This window comes from Streptomyces abyssomicinicus (assembly GCF_008974245.1).
GTDB lineage: Bacteria > Actinomycetota > Actinomycetes > Streptomycetales > Streptomycetaceae > Streptomyces > Streptomyces abyssomicinicus.
Genome location: NZ_BBZI01000009.1, coordinates 364,135 through 388,881 on the forward strand (window position 1 = coordinate 364,135; position 24,747 = coordinate 388,881).

Genomic DNA, 24,747 nt, shown 5'->3' on the forward strand with positions numbered 1-24,747 from the left:
TTCTCGGCGTGCGTCATCGCCGTGCCCCTCCCCATTCCCCTGCCCCCTGGCCGAGCGCGGCAGCGAGGTGCGTGTGGGGCGGCGCTCGGCGAATGTTCCGGCCGTAGCCGTTCTCGAACTATAGAGGGAATTGCGTTCGAACAGGGAGAGTTGCCCCGCCGCCACCATGGCCCGACGCCCACGTCGGACGCGACGACCACGACTGCCACGACGGCCGCGTCGGCCGGGATGGCCGCTGCGGCGGCCGGCCACTACGGACGACATCGGGCCCGGGCCGCCTCATGCCGATGAGGCGGCCCGGGCCCGAGAGCGATGTTCCACGTGAAACATCACCCGGCGTGTGAACGCCCTGAGATCAACGGCGCTCTTCGTCGTCCGGCGAGGCCGGCGTGTTCTGCTCGCCGACCGTCGAAGGCCCCGTCGTCTCATCGGTTCGGACGTCCTCCGGGGTGGGAGCGACCGGGCCACTGCCATCGGCCTCCGCCAGACTGCTCGCGTCGTCCGGAACCTCAGTGGCCTCCGACGGTTCGGCCAGCCAGTCCGGGTTGGCCTGGCTGTCCCACCACCGCCAGGCGGCGAACGCCGCGGCGCCCAACAACCCCAGCACAGCCGTCTTCTTGGTAAAACTACCCAGCGCGGACCTCCGGCGCCGCTTCCTCACCAGGCGCTCGATGTCCTTGGGAGACACCTGCCCGCGCAGCGCGGCCAGTGCGGCGGCGCTCCGCGCGGTGGCCTCCTCCCTGACCGGGCCCGCGTTGGCACGGGCCTGCTCGATCACCGGTCGCGAGGCCTCCACGGCCTGCTGGGCGGCCAGACGGGTGCGCAGCGCCGCTTCACGGGCGGCCGAATCAACCTTGGTCGGCACATAGGTGGTGGCCTGCGCCAGTCGCGGAGCCACATGGGCGCCGTACTGTGCCCGGGCCTGCCCTGCCGCCTGCGACACCACTGGCGCGAGCCGTACGCGCGCCTCGTTGGCGTACTGAGCGGCCCTGACCCTGGCCGTGTCGGCGTAGGGAGCCAGCGCCTGACCGGCGTGCAGCACGCTGTCCTTCGCCGAACCGGTCCGGGCGCGCGCGCAATTCTTGCGGGTCACGGGTTCCTCCTCCTCGGTGGCGTACGGTTTCCATCGGCTTTCCACCCTTTGTCGGATCATGCCTGTGAGCGCCGTATCGGGCATGCCACAGCGGGCATCCGGGTCACGATCCACGTCATGGACGGCCGAAAGAGACCGCTTCTGGAACGAGTCGGTCGACGGGGCGCAAGCGAAACCACTCGATCCGCTACGGACGACGGCCGGTGCCCGCCTCCAGGGGCGCGGCGTGCGAGGATCGTGGGAGTCACAGACGACAACGGAAGGCAGATCGTGGCCGAGCAGCTCTACGCCACCCTGAAGACCAATCACGGCGACATCGAGATCCGGCTCTTCCCGGACCACGCGCCCAAGACGGTCAAGAACTTCGTCGAGCTCGCCAAGGGCGAGCGCGAGTGGGTCAACCCCGCCACCGGCCAGAAGACGTCCGACAAGCTTTACGACGGCACCGTCTTCCACCGGGTCATCAGCGGCTTCATGCTGCAGGGCGGCGACCCGCTCGGTAACGGCACCGGCGGTCCCGGCTACCAGTTCGAGGACGAGTTCCACCCGGACCTGTCCTTCAACAAGCCCTACCTGCTGGCCATGGCCAACGCCGGACCGGGCACCAACGGCTCGCAGTTCTTCATCACGGTCGCCCCGACGACCTGGCTGAACCGCAAGCACACGATCTTCGGTGAGGTCACCGCCGGCCAGAAGGTCGTGGACGCCATCGCCGAGACCCGGACGAACCCGCGCACCGACCGCCCGGTCGAGGACGTGACCATCCAGTCCGTGGTGATCGAGTCCCGCTGACACGGGACCACAGGGGACCCGCGAGGGAACCTTTCGCCCCGCTCGCCCGTCCCGGGTGAGCGGGGCGGTACTGTTTCCGCCCGCCGCCGCTCGACGAGGTGCGGGGCAGGCAGTGAGGGGATCGGAATGGCCGCGGGGAACGATCCGGGCGACGGCAGCCCGCGAGGGCAGGAGCAGGACCACACCCTGCCCGGTTGCTACCGCCATCCGAACCGCGAGACGGGGATACGGTGCACCCGCTGCGACCGGCCCATCTGCACGGACTGCATGATCAACGCCTCGGTCGGCTTCCAGTGTCCCGAGTGCGTGCGGGACGGGGCGAAGACCGGCTCCTCGGCGCCGCGCACGCTGACCGGGGCGCCGATGGTGGCGGACACCCGCCTGGTCACCAAGATCCTGCTGGGGATCAACCTCGCGGTCTTCCTCGCCGTCCAGACCGTGCCCGGCCTCGCCACGCACCTGATGCAATGGCCTCAGGGCATCGCCGTCCTGGGCGAGTGGCACCGGCTGGTCACCTCGATGTTCACCCATGTCGACCTGCGGCACATCGCGCTGAACATGCTGACCCTGTGGCTGGTGGGCGGCCCGCTCGAGGCGGCACTGGGACGTGCCCGCTACCTCGCGCTCTACCTCGTCTCCGGACTGGCGGGAAGTGCCCTCGGCTACCTGCTGATGCCCGCGGACAGCACCGCGCTGGGCGCTTCAGGGGCCACCTTCGGCCTCTTCGGCGCTCTGCTGATGCTTCAGCGCAGGCTCAACCGGGACCTGCGCCCCGTCCTGTTGCTCCTGGTTCTCAACCTGGCACTGCCTTTCGTGCCGGGAACCTCCATCGGCTGGCAGGCCCACGTCGGCGGACTGGTCGCGGGCGGCGTGATCGGCTTCGCGATGCTGCGGGCCAAGGGCCCCCGCAGGACGCTCATCCAGTACGGAAGCTGTGCCCTGGTGCTTGTCGCAGCGGTGGGCATCACTCTGTTGAGAACTGCCCAGCTCACCTGAGCCATCGCCCAGAGTCACAGCTCTGTCCACAGGTTCGCACCGACTCCGTCCTCACCTGGGAAAACACTGAACCCCCTGCGACCGTCCGCGGTTTCCGCAGGTCAGGCCGAGGGGGAACAGGTTTTCGAGCAGTGAGGGATCGGTCACATCCGATCCGGCCCCGCAGGGGTTATCCACAGATCTTCTTTTCTTTTCCACCTGTGGATAACTCCTGTGGATAACCCGGTGGAAAGGTGGGCTCAGGCCCCTACTTCCACTGGGTGGAAACCGCGAACCCCGCGGCGATGAAGCCGAAGCCCACCACGATGTTCCAGTTCCCGAGCGCCTCGAGGGGCAGCGAACCGTCCGTCACGTAGAAGATGACGATCCAGGCCAGCCCGATGAGGAAGAGCGCCAGCATCACCGGAGCCACCCAGGCGCGATTGGTCAGCTTGATCGCCGCCGGCTGCGTCCTGGCCGCGGGCGGCGTGTAGTCGGCCTTCTTGCGGATACGTGACTTCGGCACGAGGGTCTCTCCTGTCGATGCGCTGCGTGCCGCGCTGGAACGGTGCACGCTCCGGGGCAGCTGCTAAGGGATGTTCAGATGTACAGCAAAGGGACGACTGAGCACTCCCCCGGGCGTCCGTTAGCGTAGTGCTTCCGTGGCGCCGAAGGAGACAAGGGTACGTTGAGCAATTCTGCCGACTCCCCGGGGACGGGCACCAGCCCCGGCCGCTTCCGGTTCCGACCCGTGAGGGTCCTCACACTGGCCGTGTTCGCCTTGGCCGGGCTGCTCTTCGCGACCAGCTTCCACACCGCCAAGGGCACCAACATCCGTACCGACGACTCCCTGCTGCGCCTTTCGGACCTCATCCACGAGCGCAGCCGGGAGAACGCGGGGCTCCAGAAGTCCAACGCGGCCCTTCGCGAGGAGGTCGACGCCCTGGCCGCCCGCGAGCAGGGCACGACGGACGCCGAGGACGCCGAGCTCCAGGAGCTGGAGCGGGCCGCCGGAACCGAGCCGGTCAAGGGCGAAGCGGTCACCGTCACGCTCAACGACGCCCCGCCGGACGCCACCGCCAAGCTGCCCGGCTATCCCGAGCCGGAACCCGACTACCTGGTCATCCACCAGCAGGACCTGCAGGCCGTGGTGAACGCCCTCTGGAAGGGCGGCGCCGAGGGCATCCAGGTCATGGACCAGCGGCTGATCTCCACCAGCGCGGTGCGCTGCGTGGGCAACACCCTGATCCTCCAGGGCCGGGTCTACTCCCCGCCCTACAAGGTCACCGCGGTCGGCGACCCCGAGCGGCTGCAGAAGGCCCTCGCGGAGTCCCCCGCGATCCAGAACTACATGATCTACGTGAACGTCTACGGCCTGGGCTGGAAGGTCGAGGAGGACGGCGTCCGCACCCTTCCCGGTTATACCGGTGCGGTCGACCTCCAGTACGCCCGGCCCGCCGGAAACGGGTCCCCGAGGCCCTAGTCTGGTGCAGTACGGCTCCGTGATGCACGCGCGCGCAAGCGATCCGCGTGACGAACGTGACGAAGGCGACGAAGGGGAGGGGTAGGTACCCGTGTACGGCTGGATCTGGCGGCATCTGCCGGGCAACACCTGGGTGAAGGCCCTGCTCTCGCTGTTCCTCGTGCTGGCCGCGGTGTACGTGCTGTTCCAGTACGTCTTCCCGTGGGCCGAGCCGCTCCTTCCCTTCGGCGATGCGACGGTGGACGAACAATGAGCGCGCGGATCCTCGTGGTCGACAACTACGACAGTTTCGTCTTCAACCTCGTCCAGTACCTGTACCAGCTGGGCGCGGAGTGCGAGGTGCTGCGCAACGACGAGGTGAGCCTCGCCCACGCCGAGCAGGGCTTCGACGGCGTACTGCTCTCGCCCGGCCCGGGCTCGCCCGAGGAGGCCGGGGTCTGCGTCGACATGGTGCGCCACTGCGCCACGGCCGGCGTTCCGGTCTTCGGCGTCTGCCTCGGCATGCAGTCGATGCAGGTGGCCTACGGCGGCGTGGTGAACCGCGCGCCGCAGCTCCTGCACGGCAAGACCTCCCCGGTCGAGCACGGAGGCAAGGGCGTCTTCGCGGGCCTGCCCTCCCCGTTCACCGCCACCCGGTACCACTCGCTGGCCGCCGACCCGGTGACCGTCCCCGACGAGCTCGAGGTGACCGCGCGGACCGCGGACGGCATCGTCATGGGGCTGCGCCATCGCGAACTGCCGGTGGAGGGCGTGCAGTTCCACCCCGAGTCGGTGCTGACCGAGCACGGTCACCGGATGCTGGCCAACTGGCTGGCCGAGTGCGGTGACCCGGAGGCGGTGGCGCGCTCGCAGGGGCTGGCGCCGGTCGTCGGCAGGTCCACGGCGTGACCGGGTGGCGCCCCGAGGACGACGAAACGGTGGCGCTGCGCATACCCCCGTCCTCCCCGGGGGGCCCCGCCGATCCGTTCGGGACCGATCCGTTCGGCGCCGCAGGTCCGGTGGGGCCGGCCGATCCGTTCCGTGACGCCGGCGCGGAGATCCCTTTCGGCGACGGCGGACACCACGCGGCCGACGGACACCACGCCGCCGACGGACACCAGGCCACCGACGGGCGCCGGGGGGACGCCGGGCGCCACGCGGCCGCCGGCCCGCACCCCGCTCCGGCGGCGGACGGCCCGCTCCCGCACGCCGCGCAGGCTCCCGACCCCTCCAGCACCATGCGGCTGGCCGTCGTCTCCCTGCCCGGCGTCGACGCGTCCGCGGACGCCGCGTCCACCGGGACCGGAACGTCCGACGCCGCGGCGTCGTCTTCGCCGTCCACCGCGGCGGGGCCCGCGGACGGCGGCCGGGCGGCCCGCAGACGGGCCGCCGCCGCGGCCAAGGGCCGCCGTGGACGCCGGGCCGCGCCGCGCTCCGCCGAGACCGCGGCGGACGCGTCCGGGCCGGACGCCGGCGCCGGCGCCGAGGGGAGCACGTCCCTCTCCCGGGTGGAACGCCGCCGCGCGGAGAGGGCCCGCAGACCCGGGCCGGCCGTGCTGATCAGCCGCGCGGTGGGCGAGCTGTTCATCACCACCGGCGTGCTGATGATCCTCTTCGTCGCCTACCAGCTGTGGTGGACCAACGTCCTCGCCGCCGCCGACGTGGACCGCGAGACCGTCCAGCTCCAGGACGACTGGGACAAGGGGGCACGCGACCCCGGCTCCTTCGAGCCCGGCCAGGGCTTCGCCCTCCTCCACATCCCCACCCTCGACGTGGTGGTGCCGGTCGCCGAGGGCATCGACAAGGAGAAGGTGCTGGACCGCGGCATGGTCGGGCACTACGACGAGGAGAGCATCCCGACCGCCATGCCGGGCGACGACTCGGGCAACTTCGGACTCGCCGGGCACCGCAACACCCACGGCGAGCCCTTCCGGTACATCAACCGCCTGAAGCCGGGTGACCCGATCGTGGTGGAGACCCGCGACACCTACTACGTGTACCGGATGACCTCGATCCTTCCGTCCACCTCACCCGGCAACGTCTCCGTCCTCGACCCCGTACCGCCGGGGTCGGGTTTCGCCGGCCCGGGCCGCTACATCACACTGACCACCTGCACCCCGGAGTTCACCAGCACCTACCGGATGATCGTCTGGGGCAAGATGGACGAGGAACGCCCGCGTGACGAGGGGAAGCCCGACGCGCTGGTGAACCCGTGACAGGGTGAGTACGGGACACGACGGGGGACGGCCACGGTGGCAACGGTGGAGCACGACCGGAGCGGCGAGGACACACGCCCGCACCGGCACAACGGCGGTCGTGTCTCCCGGGGGCCCGTGGCCACGCTGGTCGGCCTCCTGGGGGAGCTGCTGATGACGGCCGGCGTGGTGCTCGGCCTCTTCGTCGTCTACTCGCTGTGGTGGACCAACCTGCTCGCCGACCGCGCTGCGGACCGGGAGAGCGACCGGATCCGCGACCAGTGGGAACAGGCGGTGGAGGGCGCCGGCGGACCCGGCAGCCTGGACACCAAGGGCGGCATCGGCTTCCTGCACGTCCCGACCATGGACGACGACCAGATACTGGTGAAGAAGGGCACCGACCCCAAGGTGCTCGACGACGGCGCGGCCGGCTACTACACCGACCCGGTCAAGGCCACACTCCCCACCAGCGGCAAGGACGGCAACTTCTCCCTGGCCGCGCACCGCGACGGGCACGGGGCCAAGTTCCACGGCATCCACAAGATCCGCGAGGGCGACCCGATCGTCTTCGAGAGCAAGGACAAGTGGTACGTCTACAAGGTCTTCGAGATCCTCCCGGAGACCTCCAAGTACAACGTCGGCGTGCTGAAGCCGGTGCCCGAGGAGTCCGGGCGGAAGAAGGCCGGCAAGTACATCACGCTGACCACCTGCACCCCGATGTACACCTCCGAGCACCGCTACATCGTCTGGGGAGAACTGGTCCGGGTGGACCCGGTCGACGACCGGCGGACCCCGCCCAAGGAGATCAAGAACTCCTAGGCCGCGCGGGCGGCGCCTCCCCCGGCACCGCCCGGTCGGCGCGCCGGGTGGTGATGAACAGCAGGCACATCGCGGCGATGGCCACCCGCCCGGTCGCCTGCAGCAGCGGTCCGCGCAACAGGATGAACGAGTACCCGGCTATCAGCGGGGCGGTGATCAGCAGCAGCCGCCCCGGGTGGCCGCGTCTCCCGGCGGAGGCCCTCGCCACCCTCCGGTCGAACCGGGCGGCCGCGTACCCGAGGAGCCCCATGCCTGCCGTCATCCCCACCGCGCCGAAGTCGATGTACAGCTCGGCCCACACCGGGGAGGACAGGTTGGTGTTCCGCGTGCCCATCCACTGGCCCACCATCACGCCCGTGTCGACGGGTTTGTCCTCCCACACCGACCGCGGCACCGCGAACAGCAGGCAGCCCGCCAGCTGGTTGCCGTAGGTGTGCCCGGCCGAGTCGACATAGGTGATCGTGTTGGCGAACATGCCTATCTGGTCGTAGTCCTTCAGCGCCAGCGGCTCCAGGAACGACGTCGTCTCGATGGTGCGGGTGTTGTTCTCGTCGTAGCGGAAGGCGTCGGCGAACGGGAACAGCAGCAGTGCCACCACCACGCCCAGCGTCAGCGACATCCGGTAGAGCGCGGCACTCACCGGGAACGCCGTGAACAGCAGCGCGAACATCACCGTCAGGAACCAGTAACGCGGGTTGGAGACGGGGTTGTTGACCACCGCGTTCAGAACGCACAGCGACGCGAACACGGCGACCGTGGACCAGCTGCGCCGGGCCCTGCGGGAGGTGGCCAGCCGCCGGACGTGGACCAGCAGGGCGATCAGCGGCAGCACCGTGCCGAAGCCGCGTACGAAGGCCTGGCCCGCCTCGGAGCCGTTGCCGGACAGGCCGGCGTCCTCCAGGCCGGCCGTGATCTCCTGACGGCTGGAGAAGAAGACCGCCGGTCCGCCCAGACGCACCACCAGCAGCGCCGCCGCCGCGAAGGCGGCCAGCGTCAGCAGATGCACACGGCGCCGGTGCACCAGACGCGGCCGGTCCCCGTGGCGGTCGTCCTCCGCACCCCTGGCGAGCGCGCCGGAGTCCCGCTCCTCCTCTGCCTCCCGGCGCCGCCACGGGGGCCGGAACCGGGCCAGCAGGGCCCCCAGGTCGAAGGCGCAGCAGCCGAACAGCACCAGCGCGATCGCCAGCACCAGGTCCTCACGCGGCCCCACCACGGGTGTCGGCACCCGGCCCAGCACCGCCTGCGCGAGCGGGGCGACCCCCATCGCCATGTAGCAGAACATCCAGAAAGTGGCCTGCAGCAGCTTGCGGCGGCGGGCCAGGATCATGGCGCACAGCCGCGCCCCGCAGTACGCGGTGAGCCCCGCCTGCAGCCAGTACGCGGTGTCCCGCGCGCCGCTGCCCGGCTGGTTCATCACCACCAGCGGCAGCAGCAGCGGCAGGCCCAGCACCAGCGGCACCGACATCGCCGTGGTCAGCAGCGCGCTCGGCGCGAAGGGCCGGGCACGCACCCGCGGACGCCCGCCGTTCTGCGGGACGACGGGGACGCCCGGACCGCCGGACTCCCGCGTCTGCACGGACTCCCGCGTCTGCACGGACCCCCGCGTCTGCCCGGCCAGGAACCCCCGCGGTCCGGCGGCCGGTCGCTCGCTGGTCATCGCATCCCCCCACCCCCGGTCCGGCCCCCCGGCCGGATCGCTCGCAGTCTACGAGCGATCACCCGCCCCGCGACCGGCCTGTGGACGATGCGGCCGGGGTTGTCCACAGGGCCTGCCGTGACCTCTGACGAGCCATTAGCCTGTGATCACCGCGTAGGGGAGCGCGGCCGTTCAGGGAGGCCCGACCGGCCTCCCGCCAGGCTTGGGGGAAGGGGGCCCGGCAGATGCGTGATCTCTCGTCGTTCACTCTGGCCGGTTACGACAAGGGGCGGGGCAAGCTGGTCCAGGCCCTGTGGTTCGCGGTGATGAACCTGGTCTTCATGGCCTGGTGGTGCCCGCCCCGGCTGCGCGTCGCGTTGCTGCGCGCCTTCGGCGCGACGGTGGGCGAGCGGGTGCTGATCCGGCACCGGGTCCGGGTGCTCTGGCCGTGGAAGCTGACCGTCGGCGACCACGCCTGGATAGGCGAGGGCGCCTGGCTGCTCAACCTGGAGCCGATCACGCTCGGCCGCCATGTGTGCGTGTCCCAGGAGGCCCTGCTCTGCACCGGCTCGCACGACCACCGCGCGGCCGACTTCCGCTACCGCAACGCCCCGATCGCCGTGGAGGACGGCGCCTGGATAGCCGCCCGGGCCACGGTGCTGGCCGGCGCGACGGTCGGCCGGCACGCCGTGGTCGGCGCGGGAGCGGTGCTGCACCGGGACCTGCCCGAGCTCACGCTGCACACCGCCGACGGTGAGCGCCGCCCGGTGCAGGAGCCCGCGTGAACGCCCCCGGCCCCGGCCCTGCCCTCGACGCCGCCCCCGGTCCCGGCGCGTCGCTGCGCGTCCTGCACGCGGTCACCCTGCACTCGCCCACCGGAGCCTTCGGCGGCCCGGTCCGGGTCGCGCTCAACCTGGCGCACGGCCTGACCGCCCGCGGGCACCGCCCCAGGCTCCTGGCGCTGGCCGACGGGTTCGACGGCGGACCGCCGCGTGAGGTGGAGGGGGTCCCCGCCACGCTGTTCCCGGCCCGCCGCCTGCTGCCGCTCGGCTTCAGCGGGATCACCTCGCCCGCCCTGCTGGCCCGCGCCGGACGCCTGGTGCGCGACGCGGACCTGGTCCACGTCCACCTCGCCCGTGACCTGGTCACCCTGCCGGTGGCGCTGGCCGCGCTGCGGGCCGGCGTGCCGCTGGTGCTGCAGACCCACGGCATGGTCGACCCCAGCGGCAAGGCGCTCGCGAAGGTGCTGGACGCCCTGGCCGTACGCCGGGTACTGCGCGGCGCGGCGGCGGTGCTCCACCTCACCGCGCACGAGCGGCGCGACCTGGACGCGGTCGTGGGCGCCCCGCTGGCCACGGCCGTGCACCTGGTGAACGGCGTGCCCGCCCAGGACCCGCGCCCGCTGCCCGCCGGGCCGCCGCGGATCCTGTACGCCGCCCGGCTCCAGGCCCGCAAGCGCCCGGTGGACTTCGTCGACGCCGCGCCGGGGGTGCTGCGCCGGTACCCGGACGCGGCGTTCGTGATCGCGGGCCCCGACGAGGGCGAACTGCCCGCCGTGCGGCGGCGCGTGGAGGAGCTGGGGCTGGCCGACCGGGTCTTCTGTGTGGGCGCGCTGCCCTCCGCCCGGGTGCTGGAGGAACTGCGCCGGGCCCACGTCTACGTCCTGCCCTCGGTGGACGAGCCGTTCCCGATGTCGGTGCTGGAGTCCCTGTCGGTGGGTACGCCCGCCGTGGTGACGCGCTCCAACGGCCTGGCCCCGGCGGTCGGCGGGGCGGGCGCGGGCCGGGTGGTGGAGGGCTCTGGCGGGCTCACCGAGGCGGTGCTGGAGCTGCTGGACCCCGAGAACGCCGAGAAGGCCTCGGCGGCTGCCCACAGGCTGGCCGGCGAGGCCTTCTCGATCGACGCGGTGGTCGGGGAACTGCTGGAGGTCTACGGCCGGGCGGTCCGGACGGCCGGGACCTCGCCCGGCGCCTCGCCCCGCCCCGCGCCACCCGTGGACCGGACCGCGGACCTGGCGGAACCCGGCCCGCGCCCCGGCCCGCCGGACCAGGCCCCCGGCCCGGCGGCCGACACCCCCGAGGAGCGGACCACGGCCCCCGAGAGCCCGGCTGCGGACCCGCACGGCTGAGGCCGGGCCCCGGCCCGCGGACGCCGCCCGGGCCCCAGGCTCCGGACGCCGCCCGGACCCGGACCCCGGACGGCGGACCCCGGACCCCGGACGCCGCCCGGGCCCGGGCCCGGGCCGCAGGCGCAGCGAAACGCACCACAGGCCCCACCGGGCAGGCCCCGCGCCCGGTGGACCTGGCCGCGGCCCTGCGGAAGACACCGCGCCGGGCGGATGCGGCCGCGGACCGCGCGGCGGGGCACCGCGCCGCGGAGTGGGGCAGGGTTCAGGCCCGCAGCCAGGCGTAGCAACCGGAGGAGACCAGCCGGGCGGCCCCGGACGGCACGGTCATGGTGTACGTGCCGTCCTTCCCGGCACCGGAATCGGAACCGGCCCCGTCACCGCCCCCCGCGCCGGGACCGGCGGCCAACTCCTTGCCGTCGGCCCCGGTGACGGTCCAGGTGCAGGACGGCGCCGCCGCCGTGGTCCGGTACTCGCCGGCCGCCGGCTTCTTGTGGTCGCCGTCCGGATAGCCCTTCCCGGCGGCCTCCAGCAGCGGCCCGTACTCCGGGCACAGGTGGGTGACGGCCGGTTCGGCGTCCGGGATCTCCCCCGTGACCAGGGCCGCGACCGCCGCGTCCTCGTCGTGCTTCGCGGTCCGCCCGACCCGCTGGCAGGCCTCCTTGCCCAGGTCCAGCACGGCGGCCGGTTCCATCTGCTCGGGCACCCGGCCGCTGAGGTACTCCTTCTCCTTCGCGGAGAACTCCCCCGAACCGTCGGGCGCCTTGATCTCCGAATCCGGCAGCACCGGCGCCGGGGACCCCGACGACCCCTGCCCAGGCGCCCCGTCGCCGCCGGAGGACTGTCCCGCCGCCCGGCCGTCCGGAGCCGTGGCGGCGCCGCCGGCCGGGCCGGGGTCGGCGGAGGAGGAACAGCCGGAGAGCGCGGGCAGCAGGCCCAGGGCGATCAGGGCGGCGGCCGCCGCCAGCGGATGGTTGCGCATCGGACTCCTGCTTTCTGCGCCGCACCCGCGAAGGTGCGGAACGTGCGGAACTGCGGGACTACGAACTACCGGGCACAGAACTACCGGGCACAGAACTACGGAGCACAGAACTAACTACCGGGTCACAGAACTGCGAGGTCAACGGAACTACGGACCCGCCGGCCCACGGAACCCCGCTGCCGAGGACCGACGCGACCCGCGGGTCGTGCCCCGGATACGGACCGGCCCGGTGGCCCCGCGCGGACGTGCGCCCGCGCGGGACCACCGGGCCGGGTGGGTACCGCCGCCCTACTGGGGCGAGAAGGTGAGGATCAGCCGCGGCGTCCCCGAGGCCGCCGGGGCCTCACTCGACCACAGCCACAGCGCGTCCGTCCCCGCGGACGTCAGCCCCACGCCGTACTGCCCGCCCAGCGCGGCGCGCAGCGCGGCGACGTCCAGTTCCGTGGTGGCGTTGGAGCTGGACGCGGCCGGCGGGGTGAGCGTGCCCAGAGTGGCCGTGCCCAGCGCGGGCTTGGTGTTCCACGTGGTGCCCGCCTCGGTCCAGTCCCCGGTGACCGGCCGGACCGCGATGGCGTCCGCCGAACCGGCGGTGGCGGAGGAGTCCGTGCGGACCTCCAGCGCCGCACCGGTCAGCACTGTCCCGGCCGGCGCCTCGGGCAGCTCGAACCGCAGGTACGCCTCGTACCCGGAGCTGCCCCGCACCGCCAGCGAGGTGGCGGAGCCGTAGGCGGTGCCCTTGGAGCCCTCGTTCACGTAGGTGTCCTCGGACGCCTGCACGGAGGTGACGGTGTCGCCCTGCCGGGTGGCCGCCTCGTGGTGGGCCGCCACCCGGTCGGCCGCGAGCACGGTCGGGTAGACCGCGGTCTCGTCGATCTGACCGGCGAAGTTGTCGCTGCTGGGACGCGACGGCCAGCTGCTCAGGTTGTCGCCGCCCACCCGCCAGTACCCGGCGTAGCTCTGGTGCGTGGTGTACGAGGTGTTGCCCGCGACCCGGGCGCCGTCGACGTAGAGCGTCATGCCGCCGGGACCCTGGGTGCCCACCACGTGGTGCCAGTCGCCGTCGTTGTAGCCGGCGCCGGAGGACACCGTCCGCGTGGTGGCGCTGTAGGCGCCGAAGATCAGCCGCCCGTCGTTGGCCATGTAGATGTGCTTGTCGTAGCTTCCGCTGTTCCTGGTGGTGTTGTTGCCGAAGCCGACCAGCTTGCCGCCGCGCGTCGTCGTGGTGCGGAACCAGGTCTCCACCGAGTAGGCGGCGCCGATGGTGGTGCGACGGTCGCTGTAGAGGCGGTCGTCGGAGCCGTCGAAGCCGTACGAGGTGCCGTTGCCGGTGATCGCGCCCGCCTCGCCGAGAGTGGGGCCGCCGCTCATCACGCCGCTCAGGTCACCGGCCGAGGAGTCGCCGACGTAGGGCGTCGTCTTCTCGTCGTGGCGCCAGTACAGGTTCGGCCCGTCCGCCAGGACGGCCGAGCCGTACGGCTCGGCGGTCTTCGGCACGGTGACGCTCGCGGTCGCCGACAGGGCACTGGTGTTGCCCGCCGGGTCCGAGGCCGTCACCCGGTAGGTGTACGTGGAGCCGGCGGTGACACCGGTGTCGGTGAAGGATGCCTGCGGACGCTCCCAGTAGACCGAGTCGGCCTCCACCGTGCCGATCGGCGTGGTGGAGCCGTTGCGGTAGATCTTGTAGATCAGCCGGCTGTCGTCGTTGTCCATGCTGCTCCGCCAGCGGATCTTGACCTTCCCCGGCTCCGCCGCGTCAGCACCGATCACCGGCACGGTGGGCGCGCCCACGTCACCGGTGGAGGCGAACCGGGTCAGGCCCTGCGCCGCCGCGCCGTTCACCGTGGTGAACTCGCCGCCGGACCACAGGTACTGGACGCCGTTCTTGGACGAGACGGTCAGCGCGCGCGGGCCGATGCCCTCGCCGAGGCCGTCGTTGCTGTCCGGGAACCAGCCCAGCTTGGCGGTCGAGGTGGTGGGCTGGGCCAGGAAGTGCTGGCGCCGCCCGTCGGGGAACTCGCCGACGCTGGAGCAGTCGTGGGCGTGCGAGGCGCTGTAGAGGACGTCCTGGTAGGACTCCACCGCCTGGGTGGCGCCCAGGCACGTGTCACGCCAGCGCTGGTCGAAGGTGCCCAGGTCCAGGGCGATCCGGCCGTCGAAGACGCCACCGCCGGTGCCCTCGTTGCCGGTGTAGAACCCGGTCCCGTCGGTGTCGATGTCCTTGACCACCGAGGTGGTGGGGATGAACCCGGACCCGTAGGCCCGCTCCACCGCGCCGCTGGCCGCGTCCACCACGGCCAGGGCGTGCGAGTTCTGCCCGTTGACGGTGAAGAAGTCACCGCCGAGCAGGGCGTGCTGCCCGTCCGGGGTGATCTCGATCGCCCGGCCCGGCTCGTCCACGTTCGCGGTGAACGGACGCACCGCCCCGTTGACCGCGTCCACGGCCGCGAAGCGCTCCCGCGGCTGGCCGTTGACGCTGGTGAAGTCACCGCCCGCGTACACCGTGTCCTCGGTGACGGCCAGCGCCCGCACGGTCGCCGGGAAGGCGGCGTTGAAGCCGCCGCGCGGCGTGCAGGTGTCGATGTCGATCGCGGCCACGCTGGACACCGCGGTGCCGTTGACCGCCCCGAAGTAGCCGCCCACGTAGAGCGTCTCCTCGTCGGGCGAGACGGCCAGCGCGCGGACGGTGGCGGTGCCGGAGGACACCGTGAAGGACAGCTCGCAGTCGGTGGGCGCGCCCGTGGCGGCGTCCAGCGCCACGAAGTTCAGTGCCTGCTGCTCACTGCCCGTTCCCCCCTCGGGGGGACGCACCGCGGAGAAGGTGCCGCCGGCGAAAACCACGCCGTCCGCCTGGGCGAGCGCCCAGACGATGCCGTTGGTCTGCCAGGTGGGCAGATCGTCCGCGGTGAAGGCGACCGACTCGCTGATCGCGCCGGCCTGCGGCGTCGCGACGGCCGCAAGGCCGGCCGCGAGCGCCGTCGCGAGGGCCGCGCTCAGCCCTCTCGTTCTTCTCATCGAACCCCCAAACAAACGGCCCTGGGGCCGCCCCTGACGCGTCCGGCGGGACGCCGGGCGCGTTGTCTCCCTCTGTGTCCGGCCGGTGCCCGTCCCCCCGGGACCCGGTCGGAACCCGCGCGCCGTGGACCGGTACCGTCCCGGAACCGGGCCCGGCGCGACAACCGGTGGATCGGTGGATCAGCGGTCGACACGCACCGCGGTGCCCGCCAGCTCGGCGGTCACCTGCCGGACGTCGGCGTCGACCATGATCCGGGCGAGTTCCTCCACCCTGACCTCGGGCTTCCAGCCGAGCAGCCGCTCGGCCTTGGAGGCATCGCCGATCAGCGCGTCCACCTCGCTCGGACGCTCGTACTTGGCGTCGTGACGGACGTGCTCGCGCCAGTCGAGCCCCGCGTGCCCGAACGCCGTCTCCAGGAACTCGCGCACCGTGGCGGCCACCCCGGTGGCGACCACGTAGTCGGTCGGCTCGTCCTGCTGGAGCATGCGCCACATGGCGTCCACGTACTCGGGCGCGTAGCCCCAGTCACGGACCGCGTCCAGGTTGCCCAGGTAGAGCTCCCGCTGCAGGCCCGCCTTGATACGGGCCACCGCGCGGGTGATCTTCCGGGTCACGAAGGTCTCGCCCCGGCGCGGCGACTCGTGGTTGAACAGGATGCCGTTGACCGCGTACATCCCGTAGGCCTCACGGTAGTTGACCGTCGACCAGTAGGCGTAGACCTTGGCCGCGCCGTAGGGGCTGCGCGGGTGGAACGGGGTCCCCTCGTTCTGCGGGGGCGGCGTCGCGCCGAACATCTCCGAGGACGACGCCTGGTAGAAGCGGGTGTCGATGCCGGCCGCGCGCACCGCCTCCAGCAACCGCAGCGAACCCAGCCCGGTGGCGTCGCCGGTGTACAGCGGGGCGTCGAAGGAGACCCGCACATGGGACTGCGCGCCCAGGTTGTACACCTCGTCGGGCTGTATCTCCCGGAGCAGGTTGACCAGGGCGACACCGTCGCAGAGGTCGGCGTGGTGCAGCACGAAGCGGCGGCCGGGCTCCTGCGGGCCCTGGTAGATGTGGTCGATCCGCTCGGTGTTGAAGCTGGAGGAACGGCGCACCAGCCCGTGCACCGTGTACCCCTTCTCCAGCAGCAGCTCCGACAGGTACGAGCCGTCCTGGCCGGTCACCCCGGTGATCAACGCGGTCTTGGTCATGAGTGCATCCCCTCCCCGACGGGCCGGAGTACCGGCCGCGCCCCGTGCTCGGTCACACTGCCCGTACGCGAACAGTACGTACGGAAATCTTCTGGAATGCGCGGGCTTCGCCCCCGGCTGCTGGCATGATCCGGGCCATGACACTTCTTGCGCCGCAGTCCCGGATATTCGTGGCCGGCCACCGCGGGCTGGTGGGTTCCGCGGTGGTCCGCCGCCTCACCGCCGACGGGCACGAGGTCCTCACCCGCCCCCGCGCCGACCTGGACCTGAGGGACGCCGCGGCCACCGCCGCCCACCTCGCCGACGTCCGCCCGGACGCGGTGGTCCTGGCCGCCGCGAAGGTGGGCGGGATCATGGCGAACAGCACCCGCCCGGTGGAGTTCCTCGAGGACAACCTGCGGATCCAGCTGAGCGTGATCTCCGGCTCGCACGCCGCCGGGGTGGGCCGGCTGCTCTTCCTGGGCTCCTCGTGCATCTATCCCAAGTTCGCGCCCCAGCCCATCCGCGAGGACGCGCTGCTCACCGGCCCGCTGGAGCCCACCAACGAGCCCTACGCCCTCGCGAAGATCGCCGGCATCTGCCAGGTGCAGTCCTACCGCCGCCAGTTCGGGGCCTCCTGGATCAGCGCCATGCCCACCAACCTCTACGGGCCCGGCGACAACTTCGACCTGGAGACCTCGCACGTCCTGCCCGCGCTGGTCCGCCGCTTCCACGAGGCCCGCGAGGCCGGCGCGGACCACGTCACCCTGTGGGGCTCCGGCTCCCCGCGCCGGGAGTTCCTGCACGTCGACGACCTGGCCTCGGCCTGCGTCCGGCTGCTCGAGGCCTACGACGCCGACGAGCCGGTCAACGTCGGCTGCGGCGAGGACCTGACCATCCGTGAGCTCGCCGGGACGGTGGCCGACGTCACCGGCTTCACCGGCGGGATCCGCTGGGACACCTCCAAGCCCGACGGCACGCCCCGCAAGCTGCTGGACGTCTCCCGGCTGACCGGGCTCGGCTGGAAGCCGTCCGTCGCGCTGCGCGACGGCATCGACGGCACCTACCGCTGGTGGCTGTCCCAGGGCGCGGGCGCCTCCCGCGCCTGATCCCGGCCGCACCGCTTCGGTCTCTCAGTACGCTCCGCGGCCGTCGGCGACGGCGCGGAGCGTACGGCTGAGCACGTCGAGGTCGCTGACGAACGACCAGTTGTCCACGTAGTGCAGGTCGAGCTGAATCGTTTCCTCCCACGAGAGGTCCGACCGGCCGCTGACCTGCCACAACCCCGTCATGCCGGGCTTCACCCGCAGCCGGCGCAGCACCGTCGCGTCGTACCCGGCGACCTCCTCGGGCAGCGGCGGGCGTGGACCTACCAGGGACATGTCACCCACAAGGACGTTGAAGAGCTGCGGCAGCTCGTCCAGCGAGGTACGGCGCAGCAGCCGCCCGACCCGGGTCACCCGCGGGTCGCGGCGCATCTTGAACATCAGCCCGTCGTTCTCGTTCCGCTCCGCCAGCTCGCCCTTGCGGGAGTCCGCGTCCACCACCATGGTGCGGAACTTCCACATCACGAAGAGTTCCTGGTCACGGCCGATCCGCTGCTGCCGGTAGAACGCCGGGCCGCGCGAGTCCAGCCACACGGCCAGCGCGATCAGCGCCAGGAGCGGGGCGAGCACCAGCAGGCCGAGCGCGGCCCCGGTGCGGTCCAGGGCACCCTTCAGCACCTGCTGCACGCCCCCGGGGCCCTGCGGGGGAGCCACCTTCAGCACGGTGAGACCGGCGACCGAACCGATCTCCAGGCGCTTGCCGGAGACCTCCACCAGGCCGGGCGCGAGCGCCACCTCGATCTCGGCGTCCTGCAGCGCCCACACCAGGTGCCGCAGCGCCGGGCCGGAGAGCCGGGCGCCCGGCGCCAGCAGCACGACGTCCGCCCGGTGCCGGCGCACCGAGTCCACCAGCGTCCGCCCCGCCCGCGCGCCGGACACCGGGTCGGGGTCGGCGGGAGGGTCGAGCCGCTCCGCGCCGGGGACGTCGCCGCCGACCGAGACCGTGCCGACCACGGCGTAGGGGTGGTCGGTCCGGGAGTCGAGCCGGCCCAGCACCACCGGCAGCGCCCCGGCCTCGCCCACCACCAGCACCCGCAGCACCGCCTGCGCGGCGCGCCGGGCCCTGGCCAGGTGGGCGTGGACCACCCGCCGGGCGAAGAGGGAAAGGACCAGCGCGGGCGTCAGCGCGGCCAGGACGACGAAGGGGTCGACGACCGTGCGGACGCCGACCCCGATCACCGCGAGGACCGCGAGGGCGATGAGCCAGTCGTGCAGCACCGGCACGGCGCCGCGCGACTCCCCCACCTCCTGGCGGGTGTAGCGGCGTCTGGCGCCCCGCACCACGATCCAGGTCAGGGCCGATGTCGCGGTCACCGGCCCGGCGGCGGGCTGTGCCGCCTGCGTCAGCACCCAGGGCACCGACACGACCGGCACCGCGGCGTCCACACAGATCAGCGCGGGTGCGTACCAACCCGGCTTGTCACGCAGGCCGATGACCCGCTGTCGAATCGTCTCTCCACGGAGAGTCCGACGAGTACGGGACCTGCCGGCCTCACGTACCCCCACGGATGTCCGAGCATCGCCCACCATCCACACGCCCCCCAGGCCGAGTGACCCCGGTCGAGGGTCACCGTGTGTGCGTGCGGACCCATCCCCATGAACCTCCGCACGGAACGGCACCGTACTGCACAGGGGCTGTGTTCAGTATGGTTTTACCCCGATTTCACGCGCATGCCCACGTCAAACAGGACGAATCAGGCGCCGACGGACGTTTCAGGTGAAGCACGGGGGGCGCATGCGGGCGGGCAGAGGCACGGCTGACACCCCGTCGGACGCCTCACCCCCGCTTGCGCACACGGGGCCGGTACGTCCGCACACGTGCCGGGAACGCGGGAAGCCCTCCGCGAGGGAGGGCTTCGACACCCCTGGGCACAGGAGGCACAGGAGGCACAGGAGGCACAGGGGCCACAGGGGACGGGACACCTGGGAAGCGTGTCGCGTGAAGTGGAGCCTAGGGGAGTCGAACCCCTGACATCTGCCATGCAAAGACAGCGCTCTACCAACTGAGCTAAGGCCCCTCAAAGGTGGCGTCCGCCCCGATGGCGTGAACCACCGGTGCGAGCCGACGACCAGACTACCCGGTCACCCCCACCATCCCGCAAAAGGATTGGTCAACCGGGTCGGCCGCAGGGTCCCGGCCGCCGCTCCCCCTCCGTAAGATTCGGTACGTGGTTCGCTCGAGCGAACCCTGTACATGGGGAAGCGATGGGGAGACGCATGGACGCCGCACAGCAGGAAGCCACCGCACGGGCGCGCGAGCTGCAGCGGAACTGGTACGGGGAGCCTCTGGGGGAGCTCTTCCGGCGACTGATCGATGACCTGGGGCTCAACCAGGCGCGGCTTGCGGGTGTACTCGGCCTGTCCGCGCCCATGCTGTCCCAGCTGATGAGCGGGCAGCGGGCGAAGATCGGCAACCCGGCCGTGGTGCAGCGGGTGCGGCTGCTGCAGGACCTGGCGGCCCAGGTCGCCGACGGCAGCGTCAGCGCGGCCGAGGCGGCCGAGCGCATGGAGGAGATCAAGAAGTCCCAGGGCGGCTCCATGCTGAGCGCCGCCTCGCAGCAGACCGCGGCGAGCACGGTGGGCGCCCCGACGGTGAAGAGGGTGGTGCGGGAGATACAGAGTCTCCTGCGCTCGCTGGCCGCGGCCGGCGACATCATCGAGGCCGCCGAGCGGATCGGGGAGAGCCACCCCGAACTCGCCGAGTTCCTCCGGGTGTACGGCGCCGGCCGCACCGCGGACGCGGTGGCCCACTACCAGGTGCACCAGAACTGAGGTGCGGAGCTGTTCCGGGGCCGGCCCCGGCCGGCCCCGGCCGGCTCTGACCGTGCCCGGAACACACGAAACCCCGGCCGCCTGCGGGCGACCGGGGTTTTCGCGTGGTTTCGGCAACCGCCGGCTCAGGAACCGCTGGGCACCGAGTCGGTGGCCTCGGTCCACAGATCCTGCTCGGCGCGGTCCGCCTGGATCTGGCGGTACACGAGGAGACCGCCGATGGCGGCCAGGGCGACCAGGAGAAGCTTCTTCACCGCGCGACCTCGTCTTTCCTTGACGTAGAAGACCTCTGGACGCCCGACTATACACACCGACCGATATCGAACGGTGACCAAGGGTCGGGCACCCAACTCCCCTGTGGACGGCCCTGATCACCAGGGCACCGGAACCGGCGGCGGAGGCGGGGGCGGGGATTCGGGCAACTTTCGGGCCGTGCGTCCGTCCGGGTGGTGTTCATCAGACCATCGACGCGCCACGGGCGAGGGTCCCACGGATTGCGACGCTCATACACATCATGAGGAAAGTACGCAAATCGCCCAACCTGAATGTGAGGTCATCCATGGCTGGAACCCAGGTCAGGAAGATGTGGCAGGTGCTCGTCTCCGCGTTCCTCGCGCTGTTCACGGCGCTGGGGCTCGTCTCCACGACGGCCGCGGCACCGGTACCGCAGAGCGAGCCGGCGCGCAACGGCGGACGCCGTGGCGGCAGCGGCGGCCGGACGGACGCCGCCCCGGCGTCCCGCACGGCGGCGGCGGCCGCGGTACCCCGGCAGGTCGCACGGAGCGGCGCGGGACCGGTGGACCGGGCCCTGCCGCCCACGACGAAGCAGCGGATCCTCGCCGAGGCGCACGGCGGCTCGCCGCACTCCCGCTCCCGCTCCACCGCCGGCGTCGGCCTCCTGGTCCCCGCCGCGCTCCCCACGGCCCCCTCCTCCGCCTCCGACACGGCCTCCCGCCGCGACGGCGCCGACCGCCTGGCCGACCCCGCCGAGCAGGAGCCGGCCATACACCGCGGCGCCCCCTCCGCCCCGGCCTGCCCCACGTCCACGGCCCCTCGCACCGCCCCCGCCGGCTCCGCCCCCACCCACCCCGGCGCCTCCCCCCTCCCCGGCGGGCATGCACACCCCGGCACCTCCGCCCACTCCAACCAACCGACGGCCCTTCGCACCACCGCCTCCCCGCACCTCCGCACACGACCACTTCCCGGCGCCCGCGGCACGGCCCGGGACCCAGCCCCCGGCGCAGTCCCCACCACCGCCGCCGCCACCTCTGCCGCAGCAGAAGTAGAAACCGGAGCCGAAGCCGAGATCGAAACCGAAGTCGAAGCCGGAGTCGAAAGCCTGGTGACCGCGTCCACCACACCCACCCCCGCCCGGGCCCCCTCCCCTCGGATGAACGACCCCGCCACGACCCCGTTCCACACCGACCGCCGCGCAGCCAGCCGGATCCCTCCCCACGCCCGGCTCATCCGTGCCAGGCAGCACGGCCGCGGTTCCCGTGACACAGCCCCCCAACCCGCCCCGCGCAGGCCCCGCACCGACTCCACCACCCGCCAACCGGCCCCCCACCCCCCAGCCGCGAGGCCCACCGGTCCCATCCGCCGAGTCCACCAGGTCCACCAGGTCCACCAGGTCCACCAGGCGACGGCACACCCCCAGCCGGCCGCACCGGCTCACCGCACCGCCCCCAGCCCCTCACCTCCCCGCGACCGCCCACCCAGCGACCTCGCCGCACCCCACCGATCCACCGCCCCGGCCCACCCCGCTCGCGCCGCCCCACCCACTCGTACCGCCCGAAGCCGCCGCACCCCCCACGACCCCGCACACGCACCGCACAGCACTGGCCCACCCCCACCCCCGCCCGGTTTCAGCACGAGCACCTCGCCGCCAGGCCGGATACCGCGCCCCGGCACCGACGTCACCCCTGCTTCCGTACCGCTCCCGTCACCCCGCGCCCGCGCACCCATTTCCGCGACGCGGAGTCCCTCAGCCCCGCCCACCCCCAGGGCCACCGCACACCCCGTCCCTCCGCACACCCCGTCCCTCCGCACACCCCGCTCCTCCACACACCCCTCTCCACCGACCGGACCCGCGCATGCGGAACGTCCCCGGTCCACGCACCCGCGTCACGCCCTCTCGAGCCCGCCCTCACCCGGCGGGCCGGCGGCGTTTCCCCATGCGTCCGGCAGGCCGTCCCAGGCCACGCGGACGCGGCGGTACGACAGACCGCCAGAAGAAGACCCCCGGTCCGGAAGGACCGAGGGTCTGTGTTGCGTGAGCCGACCGAGACTCAGCGCCGGGCGAGGCGCGTTATCTCTCCCGCCCCGAGCGCCCGGTCGTAGACCCGGACATCGTCGAGCCGCCCGTCCCAGAAGGCCTCCAGAAGGCCCTCCGCCGGATTGTTCTTGGCTCCGACGGCCAACGGCTCACCACTGACGCAGGTCCGTCCCGATATCGGCCGCGAGGCCGACAGGACACCGTCGACGTACACCGACAGGGTCGACCCGTCGTAGGAGCCGACCAGATGCGTCCAGGCGTCGCGCTCGACGGGCTGGGCACTGTCGAGGTACTGCCAGACGTCAGGCCCTTCGCAACCGCCGAAGAACCCACCGACCCGCACCCGGCCGTTGGTCCGGATGTTCATCCAGTACGCGTCGGCCTTCTCCAGGACCTCCCACCTGCCCCCGGTCTTGTCGTTCTCGACGCCCGTGTAGCGGACCCACGCCGACAGCGTCCAGCGGTCGGCGTCGAGCGCCGGACTCGACGGCACATCGACGTACTGGTGCCGGGCGCCACGCAGCTCGAGGGAACCACCCTGCCGCGGCAGGCCGGGCGCCTGCATGTGGGCACCACGGCCGTTGACGATCCTCCCGTCCAGCCCGTTGCCGGAAAGGTCCTTCACGACGTTCGCGCCCACGCCCTCGAACCCGTACCGGAGCACCGGCCCCGAGCCCCGCGACGCATCACCCTTGCCGTCGCCGGACACAGCCGAGGCCGGAGACACCAGCACCCCTGTCAGCGCCACCGACGCCAGCACAGCACGAAGCTTCACATTCGCCCCAAATCAAGTGAAAGAAGGTAATCGCATGAAAATCGCCGCACCGATGACCGCGCTACCGCCAAAGGCGGCAACGCTCGAATACATGTCCATGACCACGGCATCCGGACAGTCAGGCGGCCAGAGCCCCCGAGGCTCCCCGGGGCCCCCTGAAGCCCACCAGGGCCCACCAGAAGCCCGACCGCGACGTCGGCGTCTGTCAGCTCACCGATGCGGAAACCCGGCGGCGACGGTGACCTACCACCGCGCGCACGACCGGCAGTGCCTCAACGACACAGACAGCTGGCGGTACGCAGAAGATCGACATGCCGCCGCACGACAAGCGCCGTCACAGCCACGCCGACCCCCTCTCCCTCTCCAGCGGAACGTGACATCGACGGTGATCCAGGTCACCCGTCGGCCACTGACGCCGAACTATAGACGTGGCCCACAAGCCCGTCCATCCACCCGCAGTTCGCCGCGACAGCCCAAAACGCCGAGAGGGCGCCTCCCACTCAGGGAGGCGCCCTCTCGGCGTGTACTGCTTCTGTGGGGCTAACAGGATTTGAACCTGTGGCCTCATCCTTATCAGGGATGCGCTCTAACCAACTGAGCTATAGCCCCGCCGCGCTTTGCGGTGTGTGTCCCGCGCGCTGACTCCTGAAGATTAGCGCACGACATGCGAACTCCCAAAATCGGTTCTCGCAGGCCCGCCGCGCCGCCCTCCCGGAGGCCCACGGAGGCGTCCGGGAGCAACCGGAGGCAACCGGAAGCGGCCCGAGGCGGCCCGAGGCGGCCCGAGGCGCCCGGAGGCGCTACTCGTCCTCGGCGAGCGTCAGCTCCACGCCGCCGACGAAGCCGGCGGAGAGGTTGTAGATGAAGGCGCCCAGCGTCGCCAGCGCCGTCACCAGCACCACGTTCACCACCGCGATCACGCCGCTGAACATCAGCACGTTCGGGAGCGACAGGAAGGCCTGGAGGTCGAAGCCGTTGGACCCCTCCGAGCCGGTGGCCTCCGCGATGGTTCTGCCGACCGTGGAGAAGACGCCCATCGCGTCCATGACCAGCCACAGCACGGCCGAGGCCACCACCGTGCAGATGCCCAGCGCGATGGAGAGCAGGAAGCCGACCTTCATCACCGACCACGGATCCGCCTTGGCGACCCGCAGCCGCGCCTTGCGGGTGCGCGGCACCGGCTTGGCCCCGGTCCGCGGCCGCCGCACCGCGACGGCGGGGGCGCCGCCCGAGGCGCCCGCCTCGTAGGCCTGCGGCGGGTGGTACGGCCCCGCGGCACCCTGGTGCCCCTGCCACTCCCCGGGCAGCGGCGACGTCGGCAGCGGCGTCACGTCGTGACGTCCCTGCGCCTGGGCCTGGGCCTGGCCGGGCTGCTCGTAGGGCTGGGTGGGCTGGGTCACGGTTCCCCCCTGGGATCCATGGATCGAATGGTCGCCCGCCGCCTGCTGCGGCGGGGCCTGCTCACGCGTGAAGGAGCCACGGCCGCCGCCGTCGGTCTCCCCACCGGTCGGTCCGGCGCCCGTGGCTCCGTTCACGCTCGTCTCACTCCTCGTGC

21 protein-coding genes, 2 tRNA genes and 1 pseudogene are annotated in these 24,747 nt (G+C 72.2%); 11 read left to right on the forward strand and 13 right to left on the reverse strand.

Annotated elements, in window-relative coordinates:
* Positions 1 to 355 precede the first annotated feature (355 nt).
* The gene (locus tag GBN72_RS21975; RefSeq protein WP_151773589.1) at positions 356 to 1,093 is read right to left on the reverse strand and encodes a DUF5324 family protein; all 738 of its coding nucleotides are present in this window, start codon (positions 1,091 to 1,093) and stop codon (positions 356 to 358) included.
* 270 nt (positions 1,094 to 1,363) lie between these two features.
* Between GBN72_RS21975 and GBN72_RS21980 the strand changes: the two genes are divergently transcribed.
* Together GBN72_RS21980 and GBN72_RS21985 are read left to right on the forward strand one after the other, a co-directional pair.
* The gene (locus tag GBN72_RS21980; protein WP_151773788.1) at positions 1,364 to 1,885 is read left to right on the forward strand and encodes a peptidylprolyl isomerase; all 522 of its coding nucleotides are present in this window, start codon (positions 1,364 to 1,366) and stop codon (positions 1,883 to 1,885) included.
* Positions 1,886 to 2,011: 126 nt separating this feature from the next.
* A complete protein-coding gene (locus GBN72_RS21985; protein ID WP_151773590.1) occupies positions 2,012 to 2,881 on the forward strand; it encodes a rhomboid family intramembrane serine protease in 870 nt (289 codons plus the stop codon).
* A gap of 247 nt (positions 2,882 to 3,128) precedes the next feature.
* Here GBN72_RS21985 and crgA read toward each other — a convergent pair whose 3' ends face one another.
* Positions 3,129 to 3,386 (reverse strand): cell division protein CrgA, encoded by a 258-nt coding sequence (gene crgA, locus GBN72_RS21990; RefSeq protein WP_151773591.1) that lies wholly within the window; start codon positions 3,384 to 3,386, stop codon positions 3,129 to 3,131.
* Positions 3,387 to 3,548: 162 nt separating this feature from the next.
* On the opposite strand from crgA, the gene GBN72_RS21995 reads away from it, so the two are divergent.
* The 5 genes from GBN72_RS21995 to GBN72_RS22010 all read left to right on the forward strand — a co-directional run bounded on the left by GBN72_RS21995 (position 3,549) and on the right by GBN72_RS22010 (position 7,336).
* Complete coding sequence (locus GBN72_RS21995) at positions 3,549 to 4,343, forward strand: DUF881 domain-containing protein (protein ID WP_151773592.1); 795 nt, start codon at positions 3,549 to 3,551, stop codon at positions 4,341 to 4,343.
* A gap of 91 nt (positions 4,344 to 4,434) precedes the next feature.
* Positions 4,435 to 4,596 carry a hypothetical protein gene (locus GBN72_RS34245; protein WP_164540794.1) on the forward strand — a complete coding sequence of 54 codons (162 nt, stop codon included), beginning with the start codon at positions 4,435 to 4,437 and terminating at the stop codon, positions 4,594 to 4,596.
* The gene (locus GBN72_RS22000) at positions 4,593 to 5,231 is read left to right on the forward strand and encodes an aminodeoxychorismate/anthranilate synthase component II (protein WP_151773593.1); all 639 of its coding nucleotides are present in this window, start codon (positions 4,593 to 4,595) and stop codon (positions 5,229 to 5,231) included. The genes GBN72_RS34245 and GBN72_RS22000 overlap by 4 nt, the downstream gene beginning before the upstream one ends.
* Positions 5,228 to 6,538, forward strand: a complete 1,311-nt coding sequence (locus GBN72_RS22005) for a class E sortase (protein ID WP_246212752.1) — start codon at positions 5,228 to 5,230, stop codon at positions 6,536 to 6,538. Before GBN72_RS22000 ends, GBN72_RS22005 begins: the two co-directional genes overlap by 4 nt.
* Positions 6,539 to 6,583: 45 nt before the next feature.
* Positions 6,584 to 7,336, forward strand: a complete 753-nt coding sequence (locus GBN72_RS22010) for a class E sortase (RefSeq protein WP_439959794.1) — start codon at positions 6,584 to 6,586, stop codon at positions 7,334 to 7,336.
* Here the strand turns inward: GBN72_RS22010 and GBN72_RS22015 are convergent.
* Complete coding sequence (locus GBN72_RS22015) at positions 7,323 to 8,993, reverse strand: hypothetical protein (RefSeq protein ID WP_151773594.1); 1,671 nt, start codon at positions 8,991 to 8,993, stop codon at positions 7,323 to 7,325. The two genes, GBN72_RS22010 and GBN72_RS22015, sit on opposite strands and share 14 nt — an antisense overlap.
* Before the next feature lie 224 nt (positions 8,994 to 9,217).
* Here GBN72_RS22015 and GBN72_RS22020 point away from each other — a divergent pair, with 224 nt between their 5' ends.
* Both GBN72_RS22020 and GBN72_RS22025 read left to right on the forward strand, forming a co-directional pair.
* A complete protein-coding gene (locus tag GBN72_RS22020; RefSeq protein ID WP_151773595.1) occupies positions 9,218 to 9,757 on the forward strand; it encodes a WcaF family extracellular polysaccharide biosynthesis acetyltransferase in 540 nt (179 codons plus the stop codon).
* A gap of 53 nt (positions 9,758 to 9,810) precedes the next feature.
* Positions 9,811 to 10,905: pseudogene (locus GBN72_RS22025) on the forward strand (glycosyltransferase); the annotation flags it as partial.
* A gap of 457 nt (positions 10,906 to 11,362) precedes the next feature.
* On the opposite strand, the gene GBN72_RS22030 reads toward GBN72_RS22025, so the two are convergent.
* The 3 genes from GBN72_RS22030 to gmd form a co-directional block, all read right to left on the reverse strand.
* Complete coding sequence (locus GBN72_RS22030; protein WP_151773596.1) at positions 11,363 to 12,079, reverse strand: prolipoprotein diacylglyceryl transferase; 717 nt, start codon at positions 12,077 to 12,079, stop codon at positions 11,363 to 11,365.
* A gap of 288 nt (positions 12,080 to 12,367) precedes the next feature.
* Entirely contained in the window at positions 12,368 to 15,091 is a 2,724-nt protein-coding gene (locus GBN72_RS22035; protein WP_151773597.1) for a CBM96 family carbohydrate-binding protein, read from the reverse strand.
* 180 nt (positions 15,092 to 15,271) lie between these two features.
* Entirely contained in the window at positions 15,272 to 16,285 is a 1,014-nt protein-coding gene (gene gmd, locus GBN72_RS22040) for a GDP-mannose 4,6-dehydratase (protein WP_151773598.1), read from the reverse strand.
* A 137-nt stretch (positions 16,286 to 16,422) separates the two neighbouring features.
* Between gmd and GBN72_RS22045 the strand changes: the two genes are divergently transcribed.
* Complete coding sequence (locus tag GBN72_RS22045; RefSeq protein ID WP_246212754.1) at positions 16,423 to 17,373, forward strand: GDP-L-fucose synthase family protein; 951 nt, start codon at positions 16,423 to 16,425, stop codon at positions 17,371 to 17,373.
* Positions 17,374 to 17,397: 24 nt separating this feature from the next.
* On the opposite strand, the gene GBN72_RS22050 is transcribed toward GBN72_RS22045, so the two are convergent.
* Positions 17,398 to 18,756: a sugar transferase gene (locus GBN72_RS22050; RefSeq protein ID WP_246212756.1), complete on the reverse strand. Its 1,359-nt coding sequence runs from the start codon at positions 18,754 to 18,756 to the stop codon at positions 17,398 to 17,400.
* A gap of 559 nt (positions 18,757 to 19,315) precedes the next feature.
* Positions 19,316 to 19,388 (reverse strand) — tRNA-Ala (locus GBN72_RS22060).
* A gap of 199 nt (positions 19,389 to 19,587) precedes the next feature.
* Between GBN72_RS22060 and GBN72_RS22065 the strand changes: the two genes are divergently transcribed.
* Positions 19,588 to 20,142 (forward strand): helix-turn-helix domain-containing protein, encoded by a 555-nt coding sequence (locus tag GBN72_RS22065; RefSeq protein ID WP_151773601.1) that lies wholly within the window; start codon positions 19,588 to 19,590, stop codon positions 20,140 to 20,142.
* Between the two features lie 125 nt (positions 20,143 to 20,267).
* Here the strand turns inward: GBN72_RS22065 and GBN72_RS34860 are convergent, their stop codons facing one another.
* The 5 genes from GBN72_RS34860 to GBN72_RS22090 form a co-directional block, all read right to left on the reverse strand.
* Complete coding sequence (locus tag GBN72_RS34860; RefSeq protein WP_007824483.1) at positions 20,268 to 20,396, reverse strand: DLW-39 family protein; 129 nt, start codon at positions 20,394 to 20,396, stop codon at positions 20,268 to 20,270.
* Positions 20,397 to 22,430: 2,034 nt separating this feature from the next.
* Entirely contained in the window at positions 22,431 to 23,192 is a 762-nt protein-coding gene (locus GBN72_RS22080) for a LamG domain-containing protein (protein WP_151773603.1), read from the reverse strand.
* Positions 23,193 to 23,464: 272 nt separating this feature from the next.
* Entirely contained in the window at positions 23,465 to 23,572 is a 108-nt protein-coding gene (locus tag GBN72_RS36075) for a putative leader peptide (RefSeq protein ID WP_369695899.1), read from the reverse strand.
* A 155-nt stretch (positions 23,573 to 23,727) separates the two neighbouring features.
* Positions 23,728 to 23,801 (reverse strand) — tRNA-Ile (locus GBN72_RS22085).
* A gap of 191 nt (positions 23,802 to 23,992) precedes the next feature.
* Positions 23,993 to 24,727: a DUF3566 domain-containing protein gene (locus GBN72_RS22090; RefSeq protein ID WP_151773604.1), complete on the reverse strand. Its 735-nt coding sequence runs from the start codon at positions 24,725 to 24,727 to the stop codon at positions 23,993 to 23,995.
* Positions 24,728 to 24,747 lie beyond the last annotated feature (20 nt).